This is a genomic window from Thermoplasmatales archaeon, from assembly GCA_026127925.1.
Classification (GTDB): Archaea; Thermoplasmatota; Thermoplasmata; order Thermoplasmatales; family Thermoplasmataceae; genus JAKAYB01.
Genome location: JAJSLM010000005.1, coordinates 125522 through 141756, shown reverse-complemented (window position 1 = coordinate 141756; position 16235 = coordinate 125522). Strand labels below are relative to the sequence as shown.

11 protein-coding genes and 1 tRNA gene are annotated in these 16235 nt (G+C 40.9%); 8 read left to right on the top strand and 4 right to left on the bottom strand.

What is annotated here, in order from left to right; all coding sequences use genetic code 11:
- The first annotated feature begins 366 nt into the window (after positions 1 to 366).
- The 7 genes from LVQ96_06235 to LVQ96_06205 all read left to right on the top strand — a co-directional run bounded on the left by LVQ96_06235 (position 367) and on the right by LVQ96_06205 (position 7507).
- Positions 367 to 438: transfer RNA gene (locus LVQ96_06235), tRNA-Ala, on the top strand.
- Positions 439 to 591: 153 nt separating this feature from the next.
- On the top strand, positions 592 to 1362 hold the full coding sequence (locus LVQ96_06230; protein MCW6170753.1) for an exodeoxyribonuclease III: 771 nt from the start codon (positions 592 to 594) through the stop codon (positions 1360 to 1362).
- Positions 1363 to 1844: 482 nt separating this feature from the next.
- On the top strand, positions 1845 to 2777 hold the full coding sequence (locus LVQ96_06225; GenBank protein MCW6170752.1) for a 2-hydroxyacid dehydrogenase: 933 nt from the start codon (positions 1845 to 1847) through the stop codon (positions 2775 to 2777).
- Positions 2774 to 4315: a thiamine pyrophosphate-binding protein gene (locus tag LVQ96_06220; protein MCW6170751.1), complete on the top strand. Its 1542-nt coding sequence runs from the start codon at positions 2774 to 2776 to the stop codon at positions 4313 to 4315. The genes LVQ96_06225 and LVQ96_06220 overlap by 4 nt, the downstream gene beginning before the upstream one ends.
- 164 nt (positions 4316 to 4479) lie before the next feature.
- A complete protein-coding gene (locus tag LVQ96_06215) occupies positions 4480 to 4884 on the top strand; it encodes an SCP2 sterol-binding domain-containing protein (protein MCW6170750.1) in 405 nt (134 codons plus the stop codon).
- 8 nt (positions 4885 to 4892) lie between these two features.
- A complete protein-coding gene (locus LVQ96_06210) occupies positions 4893 to 6017 on the top strand; it encodes an iron-containing alcohol dehydrogenase (protein ID MCW6170749.1) in 1125 nt (374 codons plus the stop codon).
- Entirely contained in the window at positions 6017 to 7507 is a 1491-nt protein-coding gene (locus LVQ96_06205) for an aldehyde dehydrogenase family protein (protein MCW6170748.1), read from the top strand. Before LVQ96_06210 ends, LVQ96_06205 begins: the two co-directional genes overlap by 1 nt.
- A 60-nt stretch (positions 7508 to 7567) precedes the next feature.
- Here the strand turns inward: LVQ96_06205 and LVQ96_06200 are convergent, their stop codons facing one another.
- Positions 7568 to 8449, bottom strand: a complete 882-nt coding sequence (locus LVQ96_06200) for a diacylglycerol kinase family lipid kinase (GenBank protein MCW6170747.1) — start codon at positions 8447 to 8449, stop codon at positions 7568 to 7570.
- 35 nt (positions 8450 to 8484) lie between these two features.
- Positions 8485 to 10038 carry an FAD-binding oxidoreductase gene (locus LVQ96_06195; protein ID MCW6170746.1) on the bottom strand — a complete coding sequence of 518 codons (1554 nt, stop codon included), beginning with the start codon at positions 10036 to 10038 and terminating at the stop codon, positions 8485 to 8487.
- 148 nt (positions 10039 to 10186) lie between these two features.
- Here LVQ96_06195 and LVQ96_06190 point away from each other — a divergent pair, with 148 nt between their 5' ends.
- Positions 10187 to 11665 carry a glycerol-3-phosphate dehydrogenase/oxidase gene (locus LVQ96_06190; GenBank protein MCW6170745.1) on the top strand — a complete coding sequence of 493 codons (1479 nt, stop codon included), beginning with the start codon at positions 10187 to 10189 and terminating at the stop codon, positions 11663 to 11665.
- A gap of 393 nt (positions 11666 to 12058) precedes the next feature.
- Here the strand turns inward: LVQ96_06190 and fdhF are convergent, their stop codons facing one another.
- Together fdhF and LVQ96_06180 are read right to left on the bottom strand one after the other, a co-directional pair.
- Positions 12059 to 14734, bottom strand: coding sequence for a formate dehydrogenase subunit alpha (gene fdhF / locus LVQ96_06185; protein MCW6170744.1), 2676 nt, complete (start codon positions 14732 to 14734; stop codon positions 12059 to 12061).
- A complete protein-coding gene (locus LVQ96_06180; protein ID MCW6170743.1) occupies positions 14722 to 16182 on the bottom strand; it encodes an NADH-quinone oxidoreductase subunit L in 1461 nt (486 codons plus the stop codon). Before LVQ96_06180 ends, fdhF begins: the two co-directional genes overlap by 13 nt.
- Between the last annotated feature and the right edge of the window lie 53 nt (positions 16183 to 16235).

Genomic DNA, 16235 nt, shown 5'->3' with positions numbered 1-16235 from the left:
TCCCGAATTCACGCCCGTGGAGATTGGAGCTCTGCCAGCAATGGTAACTCCGATCGCTGAAACGGGAAGCCCCCTGCGTTAGCTGGGGGAGGATGTCACTAAAGAAATATACAATAATCCTAAACTGAGACGACTAATTAGAGAATAAAAGTTAAAGATAGAGAAAAGCATTCACTAATCTAAGAGCGTGAAAAACGCTTTGGCATGTAGGGACATACATGATGTAAACTTGGCAGAACGATAGCCTTAATTAATGTATGAAGAAAAATGTGAACTAAACACCAGGGCTGGGCTCAAGATACAGAATAGCAAAAATCGAGATGAGAATTGGTATTTACTACATTCAAAGCGTGGTTCAGTCTCAATGGGCCGATAGATCAGTGGTAGATCGCTTCCTTGGCATGGAAGAGGTCCGGGGTTCAAATCCCCGCCGGTCCACATTTATAAAAGCTCAGGATCTTTGAATTGGAATAAACTATTTTTCTAATCTATTTATGTATATACTTATAGATTGAATTCTTAAATCCGTTCAGTTTTGATTTCTTGTACACTTGTACATTACCTCTTTTAAGGAAAAAGGAATTACGTGACATGAAGTACTCACTAATATCTTGGAACGTAAACGGTCTTCGCTCAGCAGTCAAAAATGGCCTTATATCCAATTTGAATCATTTTGATGCCGACGCTATCTGTTTACAGGAGATCAAAACCGATCCTTTATCTGTACCCAAAGAACTAGATGGTCTAGGTTACAAGATTTACGTTAATTCAGCAGAAAAAAAAGGATACAGTGGCACGTTATGCTTGCTTAGAATAGATCCCACATCGGTTGCCACGGGAATCGAAAATCCAAAATTCGATAATGAAGGGCGCATCCAAGTAATTGAGTTCAAGGAATTTTGGCTTTTGAATTCATATTTCCCAAACTCCCAAAGAGGACTTACCAGACTGGATTATAAATTAGAATTCAACCAGGAATTCTTAAACTTTGTCCAGAAACTAAGAAAAACCAAACCAGTTGTAATATGCGGAGACATGAATGTTGCTCATGAAGATATTGATATAGCAAGGCCAAAGGATAACAGGCACAACGCTGGATTTACGGATGAAGAACGTAACTGGATGACTGATTTTCTTAAAAAAGGCTATGTTGATACGTTTAGGCTCTTTAATAATGATGGCGGAAACTATACGTGGTGGTCGTATATGTTTAATGCTCGCGAAAAAAATATTGGGTGGCGTATAGATTATTTTATTGTATCAAAGGAACTTCAAACAAACGTTATTGAGTCCAAAATATTACGGGATGTTAAGGGATCTGATCATGCTCCAATTGAACTGAAATTGTCATTTAGCAAGTAATTACTCCTAAAAGCTGTTAACCTCTACCTGTTACTCGGATCCCTGAAATGTATGTTAATAGACTTGATCAGCCGATGTGGATTTTTACCGTGGGCTTTCTCATCCTTATAGCCTAAATTACGAGATCATTGTGACCTTCTCTCCCAGCTTTTGCATTGGTCTTCCAATTTAAAGGTTGCTGGCGAAATCTCCATGGGCTTGAATTCCCTTCGGCTCGAAGGTACTTTGCCCCTAATGCTAAGCAGCCTAATTTTCGGATGCCAGCATACATGAAGCAATATGCTATCTTACCAATCTCACTTCTGTTTGCCAACTAACATTACAATATCGTGGAGCCGAGAATAAACATTTACTCACTTTCATCTCTCATCTTACGAAAAGGAAATTTCCTTCCGCGAATGTTAAAATGTCAGGTTATATACGTTATTTTGAAAGATGAGTGATAACGTCAAATTATTATAAGAATTGGCTCTAAACTACATATGAAAACTATAGGTATATTACCGCCTTTTCTTCCTATAGAAGAAATTAAAAAGACTGTTCTGCAGGTTCTGCCGGATTTTGATTTGAGGACTGACATCAATTTTGACAAGAGCGATGCGGAAATACTTGTTGTCACGATCTTCACGCCAGTTAATTCGGAATTGTTAGATAAGCTTCCGAACGTGAGATTTATCCAGGGTGTAGGTACAGGTTACAATAACGTTGACCTTCAGGAAGTACAGAAGAGAGGGATAAAATTCTCAAATATACCCACAGCCAATAAAGAGGCTGTGGCAGAACATGTTATTGCGATGGCGCTTAATTTTCTCAAAGATATGAAATCGTTAGACGTTGAAATAAGGGCTGGCAACTGGCCAATAATAACTGGTTCGAGAGAGCTGAAAGGCAAAACATTTGGCATAATAGGCATGGGTGCGATAGGCAAGAGACTAGCGGAGCGTTTACTTCCGTTTGAAGTCGAGATTTTGTATTATGACGTTACACGTTTGAGCCCGTCAGATGAGGAAAACTTCGGTGTAAATTATTCAGAACTCAACAGTCTACTGGGCCAGAGCGATATAATTTCTGTTCACGTCCCCTTGAACCAGAAAACGAGAAATATGATCTCAAATGCCCAGTTCAATTTAATGAAAGACGGTGCAATTTTCATAAACACATCACGTGCGGAAGTTGTCGATGATAGAGCGCTTATAGAAGCAATAAAATCAAAAGGAATCAGGGCTGGAATCGATGTGTACAGGCAAGAGCCACCAGATTTCTCATCCGAGCTCTTCCATCTTGACAGTACCCTCTTTTCACCCCATATTGCAGGGGTTACGCTCGAAAGCCAGCAGAGATTCATAACGGAGGCAATCTCAAATATATTCAGGTATCAGCAAGGTCTCGAGCCTCAATTCCAGGTGAAAGAATGAAAGGATGGGAACTACTCAGAGATTCTATGAAATCTCTTGACATTAACACTGTTTTTGGGAACCCTGGCACCACTGAAATACCAATGTTTCGTTCCTTTGACAATTACGTACTTACTCTTCACGATGCCTTATCGGTGGGTATGGCAGATGGATATTCGCAATTTTCTGGCAATCTACCGCTCGTTAATCTGCACACGATCCATGGTGTTGGTAACTCCATTGCATTCATAAACACCGCAAGGGCAAACAGAACACCGATATTGATAACGTCCGGTCAACAGGACACACGCCACTTATTTTACGATCCTATCCTATCTTTTGATCTTGTCGGGCTGGTCGACGATCTCGTAAAGTACAAGTATGAAATAAAGCATGCTTCAGAAATACCGGAAGTTATGCAGAAAGCTAGATCTATAGCCCTTACTCCTCCCATGGGACCGGTATTTATATCCTTTCCAATGGATCTTTTGGATGATGAAGGCAGCTGGTCTGGGATAATAAAAGATACCCCCAACTATGACCTTATTGACGAGAATGCTGTGCAATATGTTGCTGAGAGGATTAAAGCTTCTACTAATCCATGTATTGTTGCTGGATATGAAATTGACTTATTTTCAGCACACGCGGAACTCGAAAGACTTGCATCTAAGATTGGTTGTCCAGTATATGTAGAACCGCTTTCCTCAAGGGCCTCTGTGGATTCTTCAATGAAGAATTTTGCCGGAGACCTCCTTCCGGCAACGGCAGTCATAAATCTAAAGTTGCTTAACCACGATCTGATTCTATTCGTGGGAGGGAACATTACACTCTATCCATATCTGCCAAGTCCGGTACTCCCGGGAAAGGAAGTCATTTCGGTTGGGTTTGATCTTTCCAGAAATGTAGGTCAGTCTTTTGTAATGAATCCAAAAACATTTATGGCTTCATTGGCTGAGAAGGTTACTGCTAAAGGATCCTACTTGCGAGAAGCTTTAAAGCCAGATAACAGCAGAATGTTAAGGGAAAAGAAACGGATGGGCGTCTATTACGTTATGAAGAAAATAGCTCAGGTTTTCGGCGATCATGTGATCGTTGATGAATCAATATCCTCGTCATCATTGCTTCGTGACATTATAGGCTACAAACCGAGATCTTATTTCACTGCAAGGAGTGGGCAACTTGGATGGGGACTTCCAGCATCTGCGGGTATCGGGATGGCTGGTGGAAAGGTCGTATTGATAATAGGGGACGGTGGAATGATGTATTCTATACAAGAACTCTGGACAATAGTGAATTACAGAATCCCTGTAAAGATAATTGTTCTCAACAATAATGGGTATGGCATTCTCAAGAGCTTCTCTATTTCTTCATTCCCTGGAATGGAAAATAAGGATTATTTTTCATTCGATCTTCCCCTTGCTAAGATAATCGCATCGTACGGTGTCGAAACTCAAGTTGCTGGTGAAGATTTGAAGGAACTTTCCTGGCTCCATGAGGGTGAGCAGTCTAAGGCACTAGTTATTAACGTAGATACGACGATCCCGAAGCTCTTTCCATAGTTTTTCATGGTTATGTTCCGGGAGCCTGACATTGTTTCCCAGGAGCAACCTTCTTTTTTAATTTATTTCATATTCCTCACTATTTTTGAGTGCAGATGCGAGTACATCAATAGTGTGAACACCCATTTTAGTAAATTTTTAATACGCACTTGAACTGTATAAACATGGCAAAATTTCCAAGCGATGAATGGGTGGGTGAATACAGCGAAAAGCTGAATTCGAATCAGAACTATGCTGATGCCGGAAAAAGTTGGGAGGGAGATATACTTTTTGTGGTGAAACCAGATACTGGGCAAGGTACCGAGGAACATATCTATCTAGATTTATATCATGGGAAATGTAGAGCAGCAAAATACATTCATCCTGGTGAAGAAGTTCCAAATGCTCAGTTCAAGTATATCGGAAATTTTGGGAACTGGCGACGCCTTATAAACAAAGAAATAGATCCTATCCAGGGTATACTTACCGGTAAGTTCAAACTCGAAGGGTCGATGATGAAGATAATGCGTTATACAAAAGCCGCTAAAGAAATGGTTAACACTGCTTCAATGGTAAAGACGGAATTTTAGGTGATTTAATGTGGTTTTTTAGATCACCCAAGATTATATATGGAGAAGATTCACTTAGTTTTCTGGGCACGCTTGATATTAAGAAAACTTTGATAGTAACCGATCAACTTCTTTCCAAAACGTCAATTCCGTCTAGAGTAATAGATGCGCTTGGCCATGATGTGGATGTAAGAATTTTTGATAAAATAGGTGTAGAACCAAAACTTTCAGACATTGTAAAAGGAACAGAATTCCTGGAGAAGTTCGATCCGGACTGCATTATTGGAGTTGAAGGTGGCTCATCCATGGATGCGGCGAAAGTACTCTTTGCAATGAATGAGATTCCTGGTCTTTCCCCGTTTGACATTACTCCGATAAACGATCTCAAATTACATAAGAAGAGCAAGCTGGTTGAGGTACCTACTACCAGCGGAACAGGTTCAGAATGCTCTTGGGCAGCAGTCTTCAGCGACGATGTGGAGAAGAGGAAAAATGAGATAGCCTCTCCGGAAATACTTGCCGACTATGCGATTCTTGATCCATCTCTTGTCATCGACTTGCCGAAGGAACAGACAGTCAATACTGCCACAGATGCCGTAACGCATGCCATTGAGGCCTATGTTAGTCAATGGCGTAACGTTTTCTCGGACGCCATGGCTGAAAAAGCGCTTGAGCTAATTATTCCAAACATTTCCATAGTTCTCAAAGATCCAAGGAATCTCGACGCGCGTAACAAAGTTCATATTGGCGCTTCTATGGCAGGCATAAGCTTTTCAAATTCCCAGATAGGCCTTGCTCATGCCCTTGGTCATGCAATAGGTGCGGAATTCAAGATCGCACACGGGAAGGCCGTCGGGTTGTACCTGCCACATGTTATATCTTTCAATTACGATCTTGTTAAAGACCGCTACGAAAAGCTAAATTCACTATTCCCAGAGGAGTACAAGTCCAAGGATTTGTCTGAAACTGTTTCCAAGTTCCTTGGAGCCGTTGGTGAAGCTAGGAAAGTCAGTGAAGCGGGAATAGATCCGAATGAGTACTTAGATCGTATAGAGGAGATTGTTTCACTGGCCTCTGAATCGACTGGAATGTTGACAAACGCGAAGGATTCTACATCTGAGGATCTGAGAAATATTGCGAGGAGCGTTGTTTGATGTCTATGAAAATGTATGGAAATGTGATAAATGGTACCGAGGACTACGAAGGTTCGGAATCCGTTCTGAAAAGCCCTGCCACTGGAGAAGATATCGCTAAAGTTGTTGATGGTGGTAGTAAGAAGATAGATGAGGCAATAGACGCCGCATATGATGCATTTTATGGTGCATGGTCAAGAACGTCTCTGCACGACCGCAAGGTTTTGTTGCAGAAGCTATCGGATAGAATCCAGGAGAGAAGCAATGATTATGCCATGCTTGAGAGTCTTAACACTGGAAAAACAATAAGGCAGAGTACTCTCATGGACATACCTCTTGGAATAGAACATATTTCCTATTTTGCAAACGAAACAGAATTTTCATTGGAGCGGAAAATAGAACATCCGGAGTTTCCGGATACCTATGGGATAATTCAGAATGTTCCTATAGGTGTTGTTGGTGCAATAACGCCGTGGAATGTCCCATTTCTTATGGCTGTCTGGAAAGCTGCCCCTGCTCTTCTTGCCGGTAATGCGCTTGTCATCAAACCCTCAAGTTTCACACCCATCACGACTCTTGAGATCGCCAGGGACGCTCTTGCAGTTGGCTTTCCTCCTGGCGTACTGAATGTTGTCTGTGGCAAGGGTGAAACGGCTGGAGAGGAGTTGGCAAGGAATAAAAAAGTTAGGATGCTTAGCTTCACCGGATCAACGGAAACCGGAAGGCACATCAGCGGCCTGACCGGAATTAAGAAACTGACACTTGAATTAGGCGGGAAATCTCCAAACATAGTCTTCGAGGATGCCGATTTTGAAAGGGCTTCTATGGGCGTAATTTTTGGCATCTACCTGAATTCCGGACAGCTTTGCGAATCTGGCAGTAGACTTCTTGTGCAATCGTCAATAAATGATAAATTTCTTCTTTCATTAAGAAAAAAGCTTGAGGATATGAGGGCTGGTAATCCAATGGAAATGGAGACGGACATGAGCGCAATAACAACTCGTTCACAGAAACTCAAAATAGAGACGCTCGTTGACGAAGGTTTGAAAGAGGGCTCTAATCTCTATTATTCTAAGAACATTGAAGGGTCAGTACCATCGCTCGGGTTATATTATCCACCGACGATACTCGATAACGTAAACATGGATATGAAGATAGGTAACGAGGAAATCTTTGGGCCGGTTCTCTCTGTCATGGAATTCAGAGACGAGAAGGAAGCCGTAGAATTGGCGAATAAGAGCGCTTATGGTCTTGCTGCTGGAGTTTGGACAAGAGATCATGAAAAAGCGATGCGCGTTGCATCCTCCATTGAATCTGGAACAGTATGGGTAAACGAATACCATCTTCTTTCTGCTGCGGCACCAAGAGGCGGTTTCAAAAACAGCGGTATTGGCCGAGAACTCGGTCTTGAAGGCATACTGGAATACACTCAGACAAGACATATTTTTGTCGGCAGTGAGAGTGGTGAACAGGATCAGGTCGCCTACGGCCTCGTTTTAGCAAAACAGTAATGAATTTTCCTTACAATAATTTATTCGCGGGTTTCATCATGAAGATTATTTGGGCCTGCGCTAATCTGGCAATTTTTCTAAAAATCTAATTTTGCTTTCCACGTAAATATCTACTGGTGTCTTTCCTATAACCTCGCCGTCCATCTCCACAAGCTGGTCTTTGCTCGTTATGCTTATATTTTTTACCTTAAAATTATGCGCATACCCTTTTTCTATATAGCTGCCATTGGCAAGGGAACGAAAATTCAAGGCCGATTTGAATCTAGAGAATGGTTTTAATATGTGCACATCCATGAAGCTATCGTCTATTTCTGAATCTGGAGATGCAAGCATTCCGCCCCCAAAATATCTCCCATTTGCAATAATAGTCTCTATGGTCAAAAATTTATATTCTTTGCTGTCAATACTCAGAATTAAATTAAATGGATGCATTCTTGAAAGCATGTAAAAAGCGCCGAATTCAAATGATCTGTTTCCAAAGTACTTATGCGAATTTACAAAATTCATGATCTCTGCACCAAATCCGATTTCAAGTATATTTATGAAATATCTTTTGCCGTGATTTGAAAATTGAGCCGCCAACACATCCACGGCCCTAGTTTTCCCATTCTTTATTGCTTTCAAAAAATCCAAAGCATTTCTAATTCCAAGTGTCTTCCCGAAGTCCGACCCGGTCCCGATGGGTAAAACTGCAAGGTTTATACCGGTACCAATGGTCCCGTTTACAACTTCATTTAGAGTACCGTCACCACCACAGGATACTACCACATCAAATTCTCCTTCTGAGATTTTTTTTGCTATTTCTGTTGCATCGCCCTTCCGTTTGGTAAATTCGTATGGTTGACTGCCCATGGCCTCGAATATGATTTTCCTGTACTCATTCCATTTGGATAATGCCCTCCCATTGCCGGCTTCTGGATTAACTATGAAAAAGGCCCTCATCAATAAAGTCATTTAAGTCCATCTATAAGTATTTTTCATTTTATGATTCCTGGGTTAAGTGTATTGTCCGGATCGAGCTCTTGCTTTAGTGATCTTATCAATTCATACGATGATCCTTTATATTTCTTCAGATCTTCGCTAAGATATTGGCCAATACCGTGGTGGTGAGAAATTGAAGCTCCGACAAGCATCATGGTTTTTAAAATGGTTTCTCTGAGACTCAGAAGAATTTCTTCCTTGTTATTTTTTGAATAGAAGAGAAATGTGAAATACAGCGCTGTTCCAGAGATATATTCGTGTGAGGCGTGACACATTATTATGGTCGGTACTCCAAGCCTTTTCGCTTCATTATTGAATGAAAAGATAACACTGTTGTAAAGATCTAGAGCTTTTGACCATGGTATTGATGTTTCGATTGTTTCTGCGATTATTCCATGCTTTAAAAGGTCATTATACAAATACGGTCTATCATATCTTGTTCTGTACCATATTTTTGCAGGAGTAGAACCAAGATAAATCCCGCCCGAGAAATCGATTTTCTTGTCGTCCATTATAACCAGTAAAGAACCACGGTCCAGTACATGTCTTTTCTTTAAATAAAACTTAAAAATTCTAGTAACTGTTGTGTCACGAATAGAGAAAAGGGAAAGAAGTGTTTCTTGTTCGTCTGATAAACGTGCTACTATCCCGTAATTACCGTTTATAAATTCATTCCTTATCTGTTCTAGACCCTCACCAAAGCTTCTAAACATGTACGACCTAAAGTATAATTTTTCTGGAACTTTATGTACCCTTAGCCATGCTCGCGTTACAATCCCATATACTCCTTCACTTCCAATACCAATATCAGATACTCTAAAAAATGCTGATTCAGCTGGAACGGGATGATCTACAAATGTGCCACGAGGGCTAACAAGTTTAATGCCTATTACCATGTCTTTAATTTTTCCATATCTGTTTGACTCTTGGCCGGCTGCATTGGTCGCTATCCAGCCACCCAAAGTAGAATATTCAAACGACTCTGGAAAATTTCCAAGTGTCAACCCTATTTTTTGCAATCGATTTTCAATATCTGGGCCCTTTAGGCCTGCACCTGCCTCAAGAGTCATAGATTTTTTATCAACGTTAAAGTAGTTGATATTCTCAGTATCTAGACTCACCGTGTATTTTTTTGATTTTTCAGGTATTAAACCGCCCGTCACGGAAGTGCCACCGCCGAAGGGAATTATCTCCGCCATCCGACTGAGTTTATTGAAGACGCATTCAATTTCATCTTCCAATGGATAGATAACGGCATCTACAATTCGTACATTTTTCCTGTCAATGAGAGAAGCGAATTCCATCGCACTTTTTCCTACAGAATGAGAAAATCTTTCTCTTGCATCAAAGGATATTCTTTCTATGGGAAGACATTCGCCTAACAATTTTTTCAGCTCATCATTAGTCTCTAACTCATCGACCGTATAATTTCCATCCCATTCAGCGTTGTTTCCGGCCTTTAATCTATCGAATACATAATCATAAAGTGTCTTATTTGATCTAAAATTATTTTTCTCATTTCCCCAGAGAGAATAGACGTCAGTAGCCATATTTATCTATCTAACGTGAGCTATGCATATATACTTTCGCATTTTCTGATCTTCTGTGGCGGATCACAGAACGTTCCCGTTTTTGGCAAAAGCATAAGCGTCCGAAAAATATTTAAATCGCAACAGGTAATGAAACAACGAACTCGAGATGAATAAAGAAATAGAGAAATTAAGGTTTAATACAATTTCCAGGATGAGGGAAGGTGTGGATGTTTTAATCATAGGTGGAGGGATAACAGGGTCAGGTGTGCTTAACATCCTCTCGAGCACAAACATCAAAGTAGCGCTTGTGGATGCTTACGATTTTGCATTTGGCACGAGCAGCAGGTCATCAAAGTTAATACATGGTGGTCTAAGGTATATTGCAAACGGTCAATTCTCTGTCGTACGTGAATCGGTGAAAGAACGTGATTTTCTTCTTCAACATTCGAATCTTGTTAGAAAAGAAAATTTCATAATACCAATCGATGATAACTCTTGGTCTAAAAACACTCTTAGATTTGGTCTATGGATATATTCGCTATTTTCCAAGGAGATCAAGGCCAAATGGTATTCAATGGACGAAGTTTCACATATGTACTCAGCACTAGCTGATACTCCACAACAAGGTGGTTATATTTATGCTGAAGGTGTTGTAAACGATGCCAGACTGGTAATAGAAAATATATTGTCTTCAAAGATGAAAAGTGCACTTGCACTGAATTACGCTGAAGTTTTGTCCATTGATTTTCAGAACGACTCGGCTGCTTCTGCAAAAATAAAAGATAAAATTACGGGGATCGAATTTCAAATTCCGTTCAAGATTTTAATCAATTCAGCGGGTCCATGGGTGGGTAATATATTTAAAATGATTGAACAACACTATTCAGATCTCGAGGACGTTGCGAAACTATTGAAGCTAAGCAAGGGAGATCACATAATCGTAAAAAGAGATATTTTTCCAGTAGATGTGGCGATAGCTCTCAGATCTCCCATCGATGGTCGTCAAGTATTTATTATACCAAGGGGCGAAGTAATAATAATTGGAACAACTGAAACTGAATATAACGGTGACATTAACAGTCCCCTACCAAGAGAAGTGGAAATTCAATATCTGCTAAATTCCGTTAAAGCATATCTAAAGAATATTTCGCGGAGTGATGTGATCAATGCGTATTCGGGTCTTCGCCCCCTCTTCGGAAGAGGAGGTAATTTGGGAAAGATCAGCAGAGAATATAGGATAATAAAAAAAGGGAACGTCATAAGCATTGTTGGGGGAAAAATTACTACCTACAGGGAGATTGCAATTAGAATAGCAAAACTTGTCCTAAAGGACCTTGGAGTACACGGCAACCCCTCGATTGACTTTAGGTATAGTAAAAAATTAGATGAGGCAAGAAAGAATATAATCAGGACGTACGGGATCGAACATGAGGATCAGATGTCGTTTGCTTATGATATACTTTATGAAGATGCCATTCATGCTGATGACATACTGTGGAGAAGAGAAGGATATTTTATTTTCTCAAGTGATTCAGGCACTTCTCAGCTTGAGTCATGTATTGAGACATTGAAACACGTGATCGGTTTATCAGATAAGGAAGCCGAGATAGAAGGGCGCAATTACCTTAATATGATACACAGATAGTGATCTTAGTTGTTGTTTGTCAAACTTTTGCGTAAGAAATGACGAATTTTTATTGTATCTCTATCTATGCACAATATAAATCTAAGATAGCTTTAAAAAATGACCTTTACTTTTTTAACTTTCAAGGCGCTGTAACACGCAATAAGGGATATTAAAGACAGGATATGGAAGGAAAAAATGTTGAAGGAAAGATCTCAAAAAAGATTAAAAGATAATCCAAAATCAGATGCTTCAGATCAATTGTGAGGACCTACGGCGCTATCTTAAAATCAAATATAATACTGGAGCGCCATGAATTGGTGCATAGAAGAATGAGTTACAATTGTGAATCTTCTATGAGTAAAAAGCATCTACGCTGATGCATATGTCTCAAAAGAAAACTTGCAAGCACTTTTACGTACGCTTCGTGATCCTGACTGCAGTTACTTTGTACTCCGGAGTATTCTGTTTTGTGTCTCTGTTCGAGCTCGTTATATCGTTTAGCTTTGTTTCTGGATCGTTGAACGTGGAAAAAGCCACACCTTTAACAAGAGAATATTCCAATGAGATCTTGAGTTTAGCCCTGCCAAATCTGCTTTCCACATCTGCATAATCACCTGAATGTAAACCAAGATTTTCTGCATCTTCTTTAGAGATGTACAGGTAATCGGTATCGTGCAGTTCTCTGTTGCCAGATCTATCCGTCATAGTAGAGGCATTGAACTGGAATAGTGATCTTCCAGTAGAGAGCAGAATCGGAAAGTTCTGATCTGTTGACTCGGTCGACGGAATGTAATCGATTCCAACAAGCGAAGTTCTTTTTCCTTTAGTAAACCTTTCCGCGTGGAGTATCTTGGTTCCTGGATCATCCGTTGATACACAGGGCCATTGAAGACCACCCTTCTCGATGCGCTCATATGTAATTCCGTGCCCACCTTCCCAAAGATCCCTGATCTCGTCCCATATTTCTTCCGGAGAATCGAAATCGAATCCTTTGGTGATTCCCATCTTCTGAGCAACCAGCTGGATTATTTCCCAGTCTGCCTTTGCCATTCCGCGTGGACTTATAGCTTTTCTGACACGTTGTACCCTTCTTTCTGAATTCATGAATGTACCATCTTTTTCATAAGAGGATACGGCAGGGAGGAAAATCGACCCGAACTTCTTCGCGGTCTCATTCAGAAAGAAATCCTGGATTATTATGAAATCCATAGAAGTGAAAGCCTTTTCTGTAAGCTTCATGTCCGGATTCGTGAGGTAAACATCCCACCCCATGATCCACAAGGCATGAAAAGTGCCGCCTATTGCTGCATCTAACATTTGAATTTCATCTAGGCCTTTGTTTTTTGGGATCTTGCTCTTCCACACTTGTTCAAACTTGTTTCTGCCCTGTTCAATTAGAACATAACCAGTTAATTTTGACGGCTCACAACCCATGTGTGCAGAGCCCTGAACATTGTTCTGCCCACGCAGCGGATTCACACCACTTCCTACTTTCCCTATATTGCCTGTAAGCAAAGCGAGATTTACAAGGTCAATGACACCATCCGTGCCCTGTAGTTGTTCAGTTATTCCAAGGCCATGAAACATCATTGATGGTTTTTCTTTAGCGTAGAGTCTCGCAGCTTTTTTGATGGTCTCTGGGTCTACCCCACATATACTCGCTGCTCTTTCTGGAGGCCACTCATCAACTAATTTCTTAAAATTATCGTAATCATCAACTCTTTCATCTATAAATTCCCTGTCGACCAGGCCCTCATTAATTATTACGTTGGCAAATGCATTAATCAACGGGACATTTGTGCCCGGTCTTATCTGTAAGTGATACGTTGCCAGTTTTGCCAACTCAGTCCTTCTCGGATCTACAACAATAAGATTCGAGCCTCTAAGTCTCTGCTGCTTTATTCTGGCACCAACAACAGGATGATTCTCGGTAGTGTTGGTTCCAAAAAGCATAATCGTATGGGCCTTTTCTATATCATCAAAAGAGTTGGTTGCTGCTCCGGTCCCGAGCATAAGCCCCATTCCGGCGGCGGTAGGGGCATGGCATACTCTTGCGCAGCTGTCGACATTGTTCGTTCCTATAACAACCCTTGCAAATTTTTGTGCAAGATAATTTTCTTCGTTGGTAGCTCTAGCCGATCCGAGAACTCCCACAGAATCGGGGCCATATTTACTGGAAATATTTCTCAGGTTTTGAGCAGTGAAAGCTATAGCTTCATCCCATCCTACCTTTATCCATTCTCCGTCCTTTTTGATCATAGGCTCCGTTATTCTATCTGGGGAATCGACAAATGAAAACGAATACCTCCCCTTCACGCAGAGATGTCCCTTGTTAACAGGCGAATCCATGACTGGAAGTATCTCGACTATTTTGTCGCCCGATGTTCCTATATTTATTTCACAACCTGTTCCGCAATAGGGGCACACGCTTCGTGTAAATCTCTCAGGGTATCCTGCTTCAATTACTGAGATATCTTCTATCGCTCCAGTTGGGCATGTATCAGCACATGCCCCACAACTAACACATGAACTGTCAATGAGATTCTCGCTTCCATCAGCGAGGATGGTTACCCTATCTCCTCTGTTCCATTTTTGCCATACAAACTGTCCCTGAACCTCGTCACAGATCCTGACGCACCTGTAGCAGTCTATGCATTTTGTCATATCCACATTTATGAATGGATGGTGCTTACCTTTTGCTGAAAGATACATTTTGTTGGGGCCCATTTCTGGAGGAACCAATTGGAAGCGCTTCAAAAGCTTATAGAAATCCTTCCGTGTGTCTAGTTGTGTAACATCCATCCCCTCTCTTGTGAGAAAAAGTTTCAAAAGGGTCTTCCTTTCCTCATTCAAATCTAGAGTTTCTGTCTCTATAACCATGCCATCTTGTATTTTCGTATTGCAAGAGGTACTCGGTTGGCTGTTCCCATTAATGTGGACTATACAGAGTCTGCACCCTCCGTACTCTTCAAGCCTTTCGTCGTGACAAAGAGAGGGTATGTCAATACCAATCGATCTTGCCGCATGCAACACCGATGTCTGGCCATTAAATTCTGCATCAATCCCGTCAATATTTACGCGAAACATGAATCGATATCCTCCTTATAATTTGCTATGGCGCTCTCAAGAAATTCTCCAAGTCCGCTTCCCAGTCCGCAAAGACTCGTTTCTCTTAGTGCCGTGACAAGGTGATCAAAATCCTCTTCCGTGTGAGTTTCTCTGTGTTCATCACTTGAAGAGAAGATTCGCTGAATCTCCCTGCTGCCTAAACGGCATGGTGTGCACTTTCCGCAGGATTCGTAAGCAACGAAGGATGAAATATTTTCTATTAATTCCTTAATGGAAGTATTTTCGTCGAATGCTATCACACCACCGTGCCCCAGTTCTGCGCCAATGGAACGCATTTCTTCATAACCGATCCTAGTGTCAAACTTATTTGGTGGAACAATGCCGGTCAAAGGGCCCCCAACAATTACACCTTTTATAATTCCTGTCCGTAATCCTCCCCCAATGCTGTTGACAATTTCGTCAATAGTTGTTCCCATGTCCACTTCAAAAAGTCCCGGTTTTGTAAAGAGGGAATTTAAGGATACGACTTTCGTTCCCTTGCTTTTGGAAAATCCGATTTCAGAAAATTTATCCGCCCCATGCAAAATAATCCATGGAACATTTGCAAGGGTTTCAACATTGTTGACAACAGTCGGTTTATCAAAGAGACCTTTCTCTGTTGGATATGGCGGCCTGAGAGAGACTTCAGGGCGATTTCCTTCGATAGATCTAAGCATTGCCGTTTCCTCACCGCAGACATAACTGCCCTTGCCTCTAACGACTTCAATTTCGAACGAGAAGCTTGAATTCAGGATATTTTCGCCCAGAAGATTCCTTGCTCTCAAATCCTCTATCGCGTTTTTTATAGCTGATATCGAATCTGGGTACTCTCTTCGGATATAGATATAACATTTGTCAGAACCAACAGAATACCCGGCTATCATGGCTCCCTCAAGAAGTTTAAACGGATCATATTCCATGATGGTTTTGTCAAGGTATGCTCCAGGGTCTCCTTCATCTGCGTTAACGACTATGTATTTTTTATCACTTGATTCATTAAAGACAGATTTCCATTTCTTTCCCGTTGGAAATCCCGCTCCTCCTCTTCCCCTTAAAGATGAATGTTCTACTTCATTAATAACATCTTCCGGCTTCATTGAAAGGGCCTTTCTTAGTGCTGAAAATCCTCCATTTCTGATATAGGAGTCTAAATCAAGAATGCTCCCATGCACAGCATTATCAAGGATTATTGCCTCTTTTGATCGTATTTCTATTCTTGGTTTGTCAGTCTTTCTCGATGAAGTGGGTGACAAATAACATTTTCCGAGGCAGTATGTTTTTGTCTCGCTTTTTTCTGACATTTCGAACAAGCTAAGATCTAGGTTTCGAGCAACAAAACATGCAGTTCCAGAACAATACTCAACATTTCCAGATTCCTTTGGGAAGGAATAAAAGGAGTCGGTTTCCTCAGAAGGTCGATGGATCATGAATTGTTTTAGTATTTGGAACTATATACGTTTTCGTAATTTCACAATTGCGG

Bases quoted from the DNA above. Each gene is read 5' to 3' on its own strand.
- LVQ96_06230 (MCW6170753.1), top strand. From the start codon at position 592: ATGAAGTACTCACTAATATCTTGGAACGTAAACGGTCTTCGCTCAGCA.
- LVQ96_06225 (MCW6170752.1), top strand. From the start codon at position 1,845: ATGAAAACTATAGGTATATTACCGCCTTTTCTTCCTATAGAAGAAATT.
- LVQ96_06220 (MCW6170751.1), top strand. From the start codon at position 2,774: ATGAAAGGATGGGAACTACTCAGAGATTCTATGAAATCTCTTGACATT.
- LVQ96_06215 (MCW6170750.1), top strand. From the start codon at position 4,480: ATGGCAAAATTTCCAAGCGATGAATGGGTGGGTGAATACAGCGAAAAG.
- LVQ96_06210 (MCW6170749.1), top strand. From the start codon at position 4,893: ATGTGGTTTTTTAGATCACCCAAGATTATATATGGAGAAGATTCACTT.
- LVQ96_06205 (MCW6170748.1), top strand. From the start codon at position 6,017: ATGTCTATGAAAATGTATGGAAATGTGATAAATGGTACCGAGGACTAC.
- LVQ96_06200 (MCW6170747.1), bottom strand. From the start codon at position 8,449: ATGAGGGCCTTTTTCATAGTTAATCCAGAAGCCGGCAATGGGAGGGCA.
- LVQ96_06195 (MCW6170746.1), bottom strand. From the start codon at position 10,038: ATGGCTACTGACGTCTATTCTCTCTGGGGAAATGAGAAAAATAATTTT.
- LVQ96_06190 (MCW6170745.1), top strand. From the start codon at position 10,187: ATGAATAAAGAAATAGAGAAATTAAGGTTTAATACAATTTCCAGGATG.
- fdhF (MCW6170744.1), bottom strand. From the start codon at position 14,734: ATGTTTCGCGTAAATATTGACGGGATTGATGCAGAATTTAATGGCCAG.
- LVQ96_06180 (MCW6170743.1), bottom strand. From the start codon at position 16,182: ATGATCCATCGACCTTCTGAGGAAACCGACTCCTTTTATTCCTTCCCA.